Genomic DNA, 12,980 nt, shown 5'->3' with positions numbered 1-12,980 from the left:
AGAGCGAGACCGGACGGAGAGCATTGCTGCGATGATGATCCATGGGCTGAGACAGGCGGTACGGTCCCGCGCGGCAAAAGTCGCGTTGGTCTCTCTCATGGCCGTCAATCTCTCGGCCTGCTTTCGCCCGCTCTATGGACCGACCGCGTCGGGCGAGCCTATGGCCGCGCTCCTCGCCTCGATCCAAGTCGACGACGTCTCCACCGCTGCTGGGCAGGAGCGGCTCGGCCATTATCTGCGTAGCGAACTCATCTTCGATCTCGATGGTTCGGGCCAGCCTTCTCCCAAGCGCTACCGCCTGAAGATGCAGGGCAGCGAATCCGTGAAGACCCCCATCGTGTCGTCACAGACTGGACGCGCAGAGGCCGGCACCCTCGTGGGCACCATCCGCTTCTCGCTCGAATCCCTGGACGGTTCGAAGATCATTACAGATGGTGTGGCCGTCGCCACCACGACCTATGACCGCTCGATCCAGCGCTTCGCCTCGCTGCGTGCGGCCCGTGATGCCGAGATCCGGCTGGCAAAGACCTTGGCCGACCAGATCAAGACGCGGGTCGCATCCGTGCTGGTGACCAAGCCCTGACCGCCGTAAAGGCTGGCGATATCGAAGCGCTGCTGCGACGCGGACCTGCGTCGCAGATCGCGGTGATCCTCGTCTACGGACCGGATACCGGCCTGGTCTTCGAGCGCGCCAAGCGTCTGGCCGAGAGCTTCGTCACCGATCCCTCCGATCCTTTTGCGCTGGTCAAGATCGATGGCGATACCCTCGCCTCGGATGCAGGTCGCCTCGTGGACGAGGCCGGCACCGTCGGCCTGTTCGGCGGTCAGCGTAGCATCTGGGTACGGGCCGGAAGCCGCAATTACGCCCCGGCCGTGGACGCGGCATTGAAGGCAGAGATCGCCGGCGCCCGCATCGTCGTAGAGGCGGGAGACCTCGCAAAGAGCGCACCGTTGCGAACACTCTGCGAGAAATCCACACGGGCGCTCGCCCTGCCCTGCTACGCCGATGACGAGCGGGCCCTGGCGGAGCTTATCGACCGCACGCTTCAGGAGAATGGCCAGCGGATCGCCCGCGAGGCGCGCGACATCCTGGCGATGAGCCTGGGCGGTGATCGTCGAGCGAGCCTGTCGGAGATCGAGAAACTGGCCCTCTATGCCAGGGGCCACACCGAGATTACCCTGGACAATGTGGAGGCCGTGATCAGCGACGTCGCCGGCAGTGTCCTCAATACGCTGATCGATGCCGCCTTCGTCGGACGGAGCGAGGAGGTCGAACGGGATTACCGCCGCTTCCGGCACGAAGGTATGGATCCGTCGATGATGCTTGGCTCTGCGCTGCGCCACGCTCTTACTCTGCTGTCGACACGGATTGCAGGTGAAGGACAGAGTCCGAGCATGATGGTTGGCAATTGGCGTGGGCTGCATTTCCGTCGTAAGGCGCTCGTCGAAGCCCAGCTTGGGCGCTGGTCTCCCGTTGCCCTCCGCCACGCCGTGCAGTTGCTTCAGGAGGCCGTGCTCGCCTGTCGACGCTCCCCGCCTGACCTCGCCCATGCCCATGCTTCCGCGACGCTCCTGCGCATCGCCACGGAGGCGGCGCGTCGGCGTGGCTGACGCGATCTGTCGTCCGTCTCCGATCGTCCTTCCCGCGATGCCTCCATGGCAGGACGGGCTTCGACTTCGAATGTGAATCGGCAAGATTCGGCAGAGGATGGGATACCCTCGCACTCCTCGTTGACGACTCGCTCCGGTCGCGCCTAATCACCCTATGTCCCAGACAAGTCTTTCCTTCGACGTGGTCGTGGTCGGCGGCGGCCATGCTGGCGTGGAAGCCGCTGCTGCTGCAGCCCGCATCGGCGCCCGTACCGCCCTCGTCACGCATTCAGCTGCCACGATCGGCGCGATGTCCTGCAACCCGGCCATCGGCGGTCTCGGCAAGGGTCATCTCGTTCGCGAGGTCGATGCCCTCGACGGACTGATGGGTCGTGCCGCCGATGCAGCTGGCATTCAGTTCCGCCTGCTCAACCGACGCAAGGGGCCGGCAGTGCGCGGACCGCGCACCCAGGCCGACCGCAAGCTCTATGCGCGGGCCATCCAAGAAGCCGTCGCCAGCACCGCGAACCTTCATGTCATCGAGGGTGAAGTCGGGGATATTCACGTTGCGGCCGCGCGGGTCGCCGGGGTGATTCTGTCGGATGGGAGAACGGTTGCCTGCTCCGCTGTCGTGCTGACCACCGGCACGTTTCTTCGAGGCCTCATCCATATGGGAGAAGTGCAGATTCCCGCCGGGCGCGTCGGGGAGGGGCCATCCATCGGCCTCGCCCAGACGCTGGACCGGCTGGGCTTTGCGCTCGGACGTCTCAAGACCGGCACCCCTGCCCGTCTCAATGGCCGCACCATTGATTGGTCGGGCCTCGACATGCAGTCGGCCGATGACGATCCTGTGCCGTTCTCGACCCTCACGGAACGGATCACCACGCCTCAGATCCAGTGCGGCATCACGCGTACGACCCAGGCGGTGCACGATCTCATCCGTGCGAATCTTCACCGCTCGCCGATGTATTCGGGGGGGATCAGCAGCCGGGGGCCGCGTTACTGTCCGTCCATCGAAGACAAGGTGGTGCGCTTCGGAGACCGCGAAGGTCACCAGATCTTCCTGGAACCCGAGGGGCTGGACGACCCGACCGTCTATCCCAACGGTATTTCCACCGCGCTGCCGGAGAGCGTTCAGCGCGATGTCATCGCACTGATCCCCGGCCTTGAACGCGCGGCCATCGTGCGACCCGGCTATGCCATCGAGTATGACTACGTCGATCCCCGCGAGCTCGACACGACCCTCCAGGCCAAGCGACTGCCCGGCCTGTTCCTTGCTGGACAGATCAACGGCACGACCGGCTACGAGGAGGCCGCGGGGCAAGGACTGGTGGCTGGGATCAATGCCGCCCGGCTCGCCGGGGGATCGACCCTGTCGCGCTTCGACCGGGCCGAATCGTATCTTGGGGTGATGATCGACGATCTCGTGACCCACGGCGTCAGCGAACCTTATCGCATGTTCACTTCGCGCTCGGAATATCGGCTGTCCCTCCGCGTTGACAATGCCGATGAGCGCCTGACCCCGCGCGGGGCTGCTCTCGGCTGTGTCGGCTCCGAGAGGGCCGAGCATTTCGCTCGGTCACAAGGTGAACTGGAGGCAGCACGGGGGCAACTCGATAGGCTCAGCCTTACACCGGCCGCAGCGGCTCGGCATGAGATCGCGCTTAATCAGGACGGCATTCGCCGAAGTGCCTTTCAATTGCTCTCCTATCCAGAAATCGGCTGGGACCGTCTGACCGAGGTGTGGCCCGAGCTTCGGAGCGTGTCTCCTCGTATCGCGGATCGCCTCCAAACGGATGCGACCTATGCCGTCTATCTTGATCGCCAGAATGCCGACATCGCGGCTTTCCGACGAGACGAGGCCCTGTCGCTTCCAACGAAGCTCGACTATGGCACCATTCCCGGCTTGTCCAATGAGATGCAGGCCAAACTCGAAACGGTGAGGCCCGGAACGCTTGGTCAGGCTGCACGGATCGAGGGCGTGACTCCTGCTGCGCTGACGTTGCTGGCAGCCCATGCTCGCCGCGCCGACCGCTCCAATCCGGCGGCTGTCCATGGCCGCTAGGCATGACGACCGAACTCGCGTTCTGGCCCAGGCAAATGTTTCACGTGAAACAGCCGAGGCTTTGGACATCTATGTCGAGCAGCTAAGGAGGTGGCAAAGCGTCAAGAACCTCGTCGGTCCCGCCACACTCACGGAGGTTTGGACCCGTCACATCGCCGACGCGCTCCAACTGCTCGATCTCGCTCCCGACGCCAGCAAGTGGCTCGATCTCGGTTCGGGGGCAGGAATTCCTGGCCTCATCTTGGCTATCGCAGGACGTGATCGGCCGGGTTTTCAGGTGGACCTGATCGAGAGCAATGCGCGCAAATGCGCTTTTCTCACGGAGGCGGCCCGATTGACGAAAGCTCCGGCGCGGGTTCGCAACGTCCGCATCGAGGACGCTATCGCCGAACACGTTGGAGTTCACGCCGTCTGCGCCCGTGCTTTGGCTCCCCTCCCCCAATTGCTCGAATGGACGGAACCGCTGTTGACAACAGGCACCATCGCGCTGTTTCCGAAGGGCCGTGATGCGCAGGCGGAATTGACCAATGCAGCGCAACGGTGGAGATTCGTTTACGATCTGGTGACGAGCCGTACTGAGTCGGACGCGCGGATCGTCCGCGTCACCGCCCTCTCCCGCGTGGATTCATGACCATCGAACCCTCCTCCGCCTCCAGGGCGACGCCCGAGCGGCCGTTGCGCATCCTTGCTTTGGCCAACCAGAAGGGCGGTGTCGGCAAGACGACGACAGCCATCAATCTCGGTACCGCGCTCGCTGCTATCGGTGAACGCGTCTTGGTGATCGACCTCGATCCGCAGGGAAACGCTTCCACCGGGCTCGGCATCGACCGCCGCTCGCGCAAGCTGTCGACCTACCACGTGCTCGCCGGCGATGCGTCCCTGGCCCAAGCGGTAGTGCCCACGGCCGTACCGCGGCTGCTTCTCGCCCCCTCGACGATGGATCTTCTTGGCCTCGAATTGGAAATGGCGAGTTCCTCCGACAGGGCTCACCGCTTGCGCAACGCCATGATCGATCTCGGTAAGGCCGGTGCCACCGAGGGCGTGACCTATGTCCTGATCGATTGTCCTCCTTCCTTGAACCTGCTGACGATCAATGCCCTGGCAGCCGCCGATGCCGTGCTCGTGCCCATGCAATGCGAGTTCTTCGCCCTGGAAGGGTTGAGCCAACTCCTGCGCACTGTCGATCAGGTCCGCAGCGCGCTCAATCCGCGTCTCACCATTCAGGGTGTGGTGCTGACTATGGTGGATCCGCGCAACAACCTCTCGAATCAGGTTGCGGCCGATGTCCGTAGCTTCCTCGGCGACAAGGTCTACGAGACCACGATTCCACGCAACGTCCGCGTTTCGGAGGCCCCGTCGCATGGCAAGCCGGTGTTGCTCTACGACCTGAAATGCGCCGGCTCGCAGGCCTATCTGCGCCTGGCCTCGGAAGTGATCCAACGCGAGGGGCGGCTTCCAGTCGCGGCGTAGGTCGCTCGTTCTTTTTCGTGAATGCGTAGCGTATCGGAGTTGAAGCAGGTGGCGATGGCGGATGATGTGGCGCGGCCTCGACTCGGGCGTGGGCTTGCGGCCCTGATCGGAGATTTCGGCGACGATAGCGGCGATGCGGGGAAGCCGCAGGCACAGCGCAAGGTCGCCGTCGAATTTCTGCGCCCAAATCCGCGAAACCCGCGTCGGCGCTTCCACGAAGCCGAACTCGACGAGCTAGCTGCTTCGATCAAAATCCGCGGCATCATTCAGCCTATCGTGGTCCGCGCTCTGGCAGGCGTTCCGGATACCTATGAGATCGTCGCCGGCGAGCGTCGTTGGCGCGCCGCTCAGCGTGCCGGGCTGCACGAGGCCCCCGTCGTTGTCGTCGAGATCGACGATCGGACCTCCCTCGAATACGCCATTCTCGAGAACGTCCAGCGCAGTGATCTCAACGCCATCGAAGAGGCGGCTGGTTATGAGCGGCTCATGAGCGAGTTTCGCTATAGCCAAACGGAGCTCGCCGAAATCATCGGAAAGAGCCGCAGCCATCTCGCCAACACGTTGCGTCTGCTGCAATTGTCCAGCGCGATCCAGGACCGAGTCGTCGCTGGGGAGATCACAGCCGGTCACGCCCGCGCTCTTCTCGCGGTGCGGGAGCCCGAAGCCGTCGCGCGACGGATCGTGGCTGAAGGGTTGTCCGTCCGTGAGGTCGAGGCCCTGGCCTCAGCTGAAGTGCCGGAAGGCGACGCCCCCCGCCCGGGACGTCCGCGCAAGCCAGAGCGCGATGGGCAGGTCCGTAGCCTGGAGCAAGCCATGGCGCGCGCGCTTGGCGTCACGGTATCGCTAAAGTCGAAGACTCAAGGCAGCGGGGAAATTCGCATCCGCTACGAAACGCCGGAAGAGCTCGACGCCCTGTGTCGCCGTTTCGAGATCTCGAACGGGGCCTAGCTTCCCGCAGCGAACGGCCAGGGACCACCAGCCTTGGCGCCACCCGTCACTTACCGATACAGAACCCGGAGAAGAGGCGATCGAGCATATCCTCGACGCCGACCCGGCCGGCGACCTCGCCCAAGGCGCGAACGGCAAGCCTCAGATCCTCAGCGAGCAGCTCCGGAAGGGCAGGGCCCGACACGATCCTGGAGAGGTGATGGCTGCAGCGGGTCAACCCATCGCGGTGCCGCTCGCGAGTAATGAGAGCATCGCCGCCGCCAAGAGCTTGCTCCGCCCTCGCTTCAATGAAGCGTAGCAGGTCGTCGATGCCTGCACCGGTCAACGCGGATACGGCGAGTACCCCATTCACGGCAACGCCCAAATCCGACTTCGTTTGAACCCGGATCGTGCGATCTGGCGGGTCGTTCGCTGGGTCGTGTGGTTCGTCATTTGGCTGGAGCGCAAGGATGAGATCGGCTTGGTCCATCCGGTTGCGGGTGCGCCGGATGCCCTCGGCCTCGACTGGATCGGTCGTATCCCGCAAGCCGGCCGTATCCACGATGATGACCGGCAGCCCGCCGAGATCGCAACGAATCTCGATAAGGTCGCGGGTCGTGCCTGGAATGGCAGAAACGATCGCGGCATCGCGCTGGCTCAGAGCATTGAGCAGCGTGGACTTGCCGGCATTGGGCGGCCCTGAGAGAACCACGACGTAGCCCTCCCGCAGACGCTCTCCCCGCCGGCTATCGGCGAGAGCGTGATCGATGTCGTCACGGATGGCGCGAGCCTTGGCATGAAGCGCCGCATCGAGCGCGGAATCATCCACATCGCCCTCATCGGCGAAATCGAGGGCGGCCTCGGCTCCGGCCAGGAGATCGATGAGACGATCACGCCAATCGGCCACCTTACGACCCAGGACTCCGTCGAGTTGACGCAGAGCTTGGCGTCGTTGCGCTTCTGTCTCCGCATCGATGAGATCTGCCGCACCCTCGACGGCGGTCAGGTCCATCCGACCGTTCTCCACGGCACGTCGGCTGAACGCACCAGGTTCGGCGATATGGCATCCGGGATGAGCAGCAAGCGCGGCCATGACAGCGGAGCGCACCGCGAGGCCACCATGGAGGTGGAGTTCGGCCATATCTTCGCCGGTGAACGTCGCAGGTCCCGGCATCCACGCCACGAGGGCGGAATCGAGTGGTTCGCCGGTCGTGGGTTCGCGGAGAATCCGAAGAGATAAGCGCCGAGGGGGTGGCAGTCGCTTCGCGACGCTCGTGACCAGGTCGGCTGTGGCAGGTCCGCTGATTCGAATGACCGCGACGGCCGCACGTCCGAAACCGCTGGCGGGCGCGAAAATGGTAGTGCCGTCGTTCATAGCTCAACCACGACGCCGCGTAGGTCCCATGTCGGTCCGCTCTATAGCCGACGAAAAGAATGGTTTCTTTTGGAAACCATTCTCATTGAGCGCACGCTTGAGACTCGCGCTAGCGGATCTTGCGCGAAGGAGGGACCCGAACGAGAACCTTCAACGCGCAAGAGGGAAAACCTCGATACCCCGCAGGCACAGAAGGGAAGAGTGATTTAGCTTCCCTCAGGTATTCATCGAGTCGAAGAAGTCGTTGTTGCTCTTGGTCTGGCGCAGCTTGTCCATGAGGAACTCGATGGCGTCCGTGACGCCCATCGGGTTGAGGATGCGGCGCAGCACGTAGGTCTTCTTGAGCGAATCCGGCGGCACCAGAAGCTCTTCCTTGCGGGTGCCTGAGCGGGTGATGTCGATCGCGGGGAAGATGCGCTTGTCGGAGACCTTGCGGTCGAGAATGATCTCGGAGTTGCCGGTACCCTTGAACTCCTCGAAGATCACCTCGTCCATGCGCGAACCGGTATCGATGAGCGCGGTGGCGATGATCGAGAGCGAGCCGCCCTCCTCGATGTTGCGAGCGGCACCGAAGAAGCGCTTCGGCCGCTGGAGCGCGTTGGCATCCACACCACCGGTGAGCACCTTACCGGAGGACGGCACCACGGTGTTGTAGGCGCGGCCGAGACGGGTGATCGAATCGAGCAGGATGACCACGTCACGGCCATGCTCCACGAGGCGCTTGGCCTTCTCGATCACCATCTCGGCGACCTGAACGTGGCGGGTGGCCGGCTCGTCGAAGGTGGAGGCGATGACCTCGCCCTTCACCGAGCGGATCATGTCGGTGACTTCCTCGGGACGCTCGTCGATGAGCAGCACGATGAGGTAGCATTCCGGGTGGTTGATGGTGATCGACTGCGCGATGTTCTGCATCAGCACGGTCTTGCCGGTACGCGGCGGCGCCACGATGAGAGCGCGTTGGCCCTTACCGATGGGCGCGACGATGTCGATGATACGCGGCGAGAAGTCCTTCTTCGGCGGAGCGTCGAGTTCGAGCTTGAAGCGCTGCGTCGGGAAGAGCGGCGTCAGGTTGTCGAAATGGACCTTGTGCTTGATCTTCTCCGGGTTCTCGAAGTTGATCGTGTTCACCTTGAGCAGAGCGAAGTAGCGCTCGCCATCCTTCGGGCCGCGGATCGGCCCCTCTACGGTGTCGCCGGTCCGCAGGCCGAAACGGCGGATCTGGGTGGGCGAGATGTAGATGTCGTCGGGGCCGGGCAGATAGTTCGATTCGGACGAACGCAGGAAACCGAACCCGTCCTGGAGCACTTCCACCGTGCCGGCGCCGATGATCTCGACCTCCTTGGCAGCGAGCTGCTTCAGGATGGAGAACATGAGCTCCTGCTTGCGCATCGTGGAGGCGTTCTCGACCTCGACCTCCTCCGCGAAAGCGATCAGGTCCGTCGGGGTCTTGGACTTCAGATCCTGAAGTTTGACCTCGCGATGCGGGCTCAGATCGGCAGCGACCAATCCGACCTCTGCCGGCGGATCAACGGGAAGGAGGGAATCGTTCTGTGACGTCATGGGAGAATGAGAACCGACGATGGACGAGGGTTGATCGGGCTGAACAGTCGGAGGAGCGCCGGATGCCTTGTCGGCACCTGTGGTCGGAACAGCGGTAAAGACCGGTTCCGCGCATCGTCTATGGGGAGCCTATGGCTCTCGGATGCAACACGGCGTAAAAGGAGGGACCTCCCCATATCGCGTTTGCGCATCCTGCTCAAGCCCCTCATAGGCGATCGGAATGCGGGATCGCGCTCTTCTCGCCGGGAGACGCCTCGATTCACGACGTCAGCGTCGCCTCAGCCGGACGTAAAGGGCTCCGGCGCCACCGTGATGGCGCGCCGCCTCCTCGAAGCCGATAACGACGCTGCGCAGTTCCGGCGCACGCAGCCAATGCGGCACCGAGCGGCGCAGGACCCCTCGCTCCGAGAACGCATTGTCATAGCCTGCCCCGCCCCCCTTGCCGGTGACGACAAGGACATGGGCATGGCCCGCCGAACGGCAGCGCATCAGAAAGCCGATCAGGGCATCGTGAGCTTCGGCCTGATACAATCCGTGAAGGTCGATCCGTGCCTCAACCTTGAGCGATCCACGCCGCAGGGCGAGGCGAGCCTTACGTTCCAGGCCCGGCAGGGCAGGTGGGGTGACGATGGCCGCCGGGGCCGCCACGAGAGCGGGGGCGGGGACAGGTTTCACGATGCGTTTCGGGGGCGCTTTCACGCCACCGGGCACGCCGGCCCTTTCGGCAACAGGCTTGGCAACAGGCTTGGCGACGAGCGCCGGTACTTCCGGTTTCCGCTTCGGAGGAAGGGGATCCCCAGTTGGCAGTGTTTTGGCCTTCGGAGAAGGAGCACGTCCGCGCAGCGGCGTGATCAGCCGTGCGATTTCGCCCCAGAGGAAGGCGTCCTCCCCCGACAGGCCGCGGGGTCTGCGCGGCATCCTCATGGGACCGCACGCGGCTTCGGCAGCAGGACGACGAAGCCGACCGCATCGCGCAGGTTGCCGGCGGCGATCCCCGCCGCTTCTCCCGTGCCGAGATAAAGGTCCCCACGCGCCGGGCCGACGATGGCCGAACCGGTATCGGCCGCGACGACGAGGCGCCCTGGGGCGTCCTCCCCGGCGATCCGTCCCTCGAGCCAGAACGGCGTTCCGTAACGCCACAAAGTGGAGTCGACCGCCAGGCTCCGGCCCGGGGTCAGGGGAACGCCGGCCGCGCCCGGAGGGCCGAGGCGGGGATCCTCCACTTCGGCGAGCCGGAAGAAGATGTAGGAGGCGTTGGCTCGCATCAGTGGCTTGGCAAGGGCCGGATTGTCGCGAAGCCAGCCGGTCCAGCGGGCCAGCGTCAGGCCCTCGAGGGGGAGATGCCCCGCCTGGACGATGAGCTTGGCCACCGACGTATAGGGACGACCGTTGCGGCCGTCATAGAGCACCCTCACCGCCCGTCCATCCGGAAGGCGTACGCGCCCCGATCCCTGAACCTGGAGCACGAAGAGATCGACCGGATCGCGCAGGTAGACGAGCGGCCGGGCCCGCTCCCCGATTGCGCCATCCTCTATGGATGCACGGTCGGGGTAAGGCTCGAAGCCGCCCGGCGTCGCCCGTGCCGCCCGCAATGTCGGATCGAGGCCGGGCTTCGTCTCACCGGGGGCGAGACTCACGAGATCGTCCGGCCGGGCAAGGGCCGGGGTGGTGAAGCCGGGGCCGACCGCGAGGGAACCGGTGAGTTCCGGTTCGAAATAGCCGGTGAGAAAGCCCGTCCGGCGCGAAGGACCACCCGCCTCGCCCGCTCTTACGATACGGTAGGCATCGAAATTCCGCGTGAAGAAGGCCCTGGCCTCTTCCGGCTTGACCGAGGCCGCACGGGTGCAGGCGGTGGCAAGATCCTCCGCCGAGCCGGCGACAGTCGCGGCGATCTCCACCGGTGGAGCGGCGCAGGTCCGGCGGAACACCTCGAGGGAAGCGGCCGGATCGGAGCCGGGAAAGCCCGGCAAGGCGGTCGGGTCCACGGGCTCGAGAATCGCCTCTCCGACGCGAAGCGGCCCGGTCGCGAGAGCGACCGGGCCGGGAAGACAGCCAGCAGCGAGAGCTAGGGCGGCGAAGGATGCCCGATTGATAAACCCGGTCACGACAAACCCTGGATCCTCAGGCGCCGGCTTCCGTGGCCACGAGCTGCCAGTTCGGATCCCGGCTGCCCAGCGTGCGGGCGAAGGTCCAGACATCCGGCACCTCGGCCACGGCCTCGGCATTGCCGTCGATCACCTGACCATCGGCGCTGCGGGTCGCGGTGATGAGATGCGAGAGGAAGTGTACGGTCACCTGTCCCACCTTGTTGCGGACATCCACGGCAACGATCTCCGCCTTGTCGAGAGAGACGAAAGTGGTCTCCACTGTCTCACGGCGCGACTCGCGGGCTGTGATCTCCCGCTCGAACCCCTCGCAGACTTCGCGAGAGAGAAGGCTGCGCAGGGTCTTGCGGTCCCCCTTGGCGAAGGCGATCACGATGGCCTCATACGCACCCTTGGCACCTTCGACGAAGGCGCGGGGATCGAAGTTCGGTTCTGCCTGAACGATCGCTTCGAGACCATGGGCGACAGCCGAGCCCGGCTCGGCGATGCCGCGCCAGTCGCGGGCGACGGCAGCGGCGGCCGGTGCCGAATCAGGCTGCGGCTGAACCCGGTCCGCCCCTGGCAGACGCACCACGTTATCGCCTTCCGACCGGGTCGGCTGCGACGGATTGTGGTTCCGGTCCACCGGTTTGAACGGCGAGCGCTCCGCTCCGGTCTTCTGTCCCAGCACAGACCGGAGCCGCCAAATGACGAACACCGCGAGTCCCAGGAAGATCAGGGTCGTCAAATCGAAAGAATCCTGCATCACCGATCCGATCGTGGCCGTCGCACGACATGCTTGTTCGAGGGGGCTCCCAAGAATCCCGCCGCTACGCCCTTTATTGGAGCGTTGCGCAAGGATCGAGCCGGAGAATTCAAAGGATCCCGCCCGTGAGAGGAGGGCGCGACCCACGAGGTCACCCTGCATATGGGGCTGCCCGCGCGCCGTATCCAGGCAGGGAGGAGCCATGCCGGAGGCCTCAGGGTCAAGAGCAGACCGCCGACTTCGGAGACGGCTCCGGTTCCTCGACCGGATCGACGCGCCTCCGGATCGCCTCCTCCCGCCCCTCGTCTTGTCCGGGGTGGCCCATCGTGTTAGCGCGCTGTGCTCTCGGCCCCGGCCCTGCGACGATCAGACGATACGCCGCGCAGTGGATCGCCGAGGTGGCCCAGTAGACCCCGCGAAAGAGGACGAGATCGCCATGGCCGATACCCCGGCACCGAACGGCAACGGCGCGGCTCCCGCCGAGGACCAGTCGCCCGCCATCAACGCGTTGGCCCAATACGCCAAGGATCTCTCCTTCGAGAACCCCAACGCGCCGCGCTCGCTCCAGCCGCAGGAAAGCGGCCCGCAGATCAATATCCAGGTCAACGTCAATGCCAAGCAGTTGGCCGAGGCCGATTTCGAGGTCGAACTGACCCTGGAAGGCGATGCAAAGATCAACAACGAGGTGCTGTTCGCCTTCGAGCTGAACTATGCCGGCATCTTCCGCATGCGCAACATCCCCCAGGACCAGCTGCATCCGGCCGTGATGATCGAGTGCCCGCGCCTTCTCTTCCCGTTCGCGCGCCAGATCATCGCCGAGGCCGTGCGCAACGGCGGTTTCCCGCCTCTCTATATCGATCCGATCGATTTCGTGGGTCTCTACCGCCAGAAGGCCTTTGAGGCCCAGAACCAGCAGGGCAACACTCCGACCGGTCCCCTCGCCTCCTGATCCACGAACGGATCTGCCAAGGCATTTCCGCCATCGATCCCGAGAACGCCCCGGCTGCCTTCAGCGTGCCGGGGCGTTCTCGTCTCGGGATACGAGCAAGCGGCAAGTCCACCTGTTGCACGTGAAAACAGCCGCGCTTGGCCTGCCGGCGCCGATCTCAAGCACGTTGCGCTCCGGAACTGGGCCACGGCGCG

12 protein-coding genes are annotated in these 12,980 nt (G+C 64.7%); 7 read left to right on the top strand and 5 right to left on the bottom strand.

Features of this window, described 5'->3' with window-relative positions:
• Positions 1 to 31 precede the first annotated feature (31 nt).
• The 6 genes from lptE (at position 32) to RQI43_RS15225 (ending at position 6,073) form a co-directional block, all read left to right on the top strand.
• Positions 32 to 583: an LPS assembly lipoprotein LptE gene (lptE, locus tag RQI43_RS15250; RefSeq protein WP_056423110.1), complete on the top strand. Its 552-nt coding sequence runs from the start codon at positions 32 to 34 to the stop codon at positions 581 to 583.
• Positions 580 to 1,611, top strand: coding sequence for a DNA polymerase III subunit delta (gene holA / locus RQI43_RS15245; protein WP_311275713.1), 1,032 nt, complete (start codon positions 580 to 582; stop codon positions 1,609 to 1,611). Before lptE ends, holA begins: the two co-directional genes overlap by 4 nt.
• A 154-nt stretch (positions 1,612 to 1,765) precedes the next feature.
• Complete coding sequence (gene mnmG, locus RQI43_RS15240) at positions 1,766 to 3,655, top strand: tRNA uridine-5-carboxymethylaminomethyl(34) synthesis enzyme MnmG (protein WP_056423104.1); 1,890 nt, start codon at positions 1,766 to 1,768, stop codon at positions 3,653 to 3,655.
• Positions 3,645 to 4,286 carry a 16S rRNA (guanine(527)-N(7))-methyltransferase RsmG gene (gene rsmG, locus RQI43_RS15235; protein ID WP_156652702.1) on the top strand — a complete coding sequence of 214 codons (642 nt, stop codon included), beginning with the start codon at positions 3,645 to 3,647 and terminating at the stop codon, positions 4,284 to 4,286. Before mnmG ends, rsmG begins: the two co-directional genes overlap by 11 nt.
• Positions 4,283 to 5,125 carry a ParA family protein gene (locus RQI43_RS15230; RefSeq protein ID WP_056423099.1) on the top strand — a complete coding sequence of 281 codons (843 nt, stop codon included), beginning with the start codon at positions 4,283 to 4,285 and terminating at the stop codon, positions 5,123 to 5,125. Before rsmG ends, RQI43_RS15230 begins: the two co-directional genes overlap by 4 nt.
• A 54-nt stretch (positions 5,126 to 5,179) precedes the next feature.
• Positions 5,180 to 6,073, top strand: coding sequence for a ParB/RepB/Spo0J family partition protein (locus tag RQI43_RS15225; protein ID WP_056423097.1), 894 nt, complete (start codon positions 5,180 to 5,182; stop codon positions 6,071 to 6,073).
• A 46-nt stretch (positions 6,074 to 6,119) separates the two neighbouring features.
• On the opposite strand, the gene mnmE is transcribed toward RQI43_RS15225, so the two are convergent.
• The 5 genes from mnmE to RQI43_RS15200 form a co-directional block, all read right to left on the bottom strand.
• Positions 6,120 to 7,427: a tRNA uridine-5-carboxymethylaminomethyl(34) synthesis GTPase MnmE gene (mnmE, locus tag RQI43_RS15220; protein ID WP_311275679.1), complete on the bottom strand. Its 1,308-nt coding sequence runs from the start codon at positions 7,425 to 7,427 to the stop codon at positions 6,120 to 6,122.
• A 216-nt stretch (positions 7,428 to 7,643) separates the two neighbouring features.
• Entirely contained in the window at positions 7,644 to 8,987 is a 1,344-nt protein-coding gene (rho, locus tag RQI43_RS15215) for a transcription termination factor Rho (protein ID WP_056423088.1), read from the bottom strand.
• A 267-nt stretch (positions 8,988 to 9,254) separates the two neighbouring features.
• Positions 9,255 to 9,911, bottom strand: a complete 657-nt coding sequence (locus tag RQI43_RS15210) for a Smr/MutS family protein (protein WP_311275678.1) — start codon at positions 9,909 to 9,911, stop codon at positions 9,255 to 9,257.
• Positions 9,908 to 11,092: a murein transglycosylase A gene (locus RQI43_RS15205; protein ID WP_311275677.1), complete on the bottom strand. Its 1,185-nt coding sequence runs from the start codon at positions 11,090 to 11,092 to the stop codon at positions 9,908 to 9,910. The genes RQI43_RS15210 and RQI43_RS15205 overlap by 4 nt, the downstream gene beginning before the upstream one ends.
• A gap of 16 nt (positions 11,093 to 11,108) precedes the next feature.
• On the bottom strand, positions 11,109 to 11,837 hold the full coding sequence (locus tag RQI43_RS15200; protein ID WP_311275676.1) for a Tim44/TimA family putative adaptor protein: 729 nt from the start codon (positions 11,835 to 11,837) through the stop codon (positions 11,109 to 11,111).
• A gap of 436 nt (positions 11,838 to 12,273) precedes the next feature.
• Between RQI43_RS15200 and secB the strand changes: the two genes are divergently transcribed.
• Positions 12,274 to 12,786 carry a protein-export chaperone SecB gene (gene secB, locus RQI43_RS15195; protein ID WP_056423082.1) on the top strand — a complete coding sequence of 171 codons (513 nt, stop codon included), beginning with the start codon at positions 12,274 to 12,276 and terminating at the stop codon, positions 12,784 to 12,786.
• Positions 12,787 to 12,980 lie beyond the last annotated feature (194 nt).

The organism is Methylobacterium sp. WCS2018Hpa-22, assembly GCF_031843785.1.
Taxonomy (GTDB): Bacteria; Pseudomonadota; Alphaproteobacteria; order Rhizobiales; family Beijerinckiaceae; genus Methylobacterium.
This window is presented reverse-complemented; position numbering and strand designations above follow the sequence as displayed.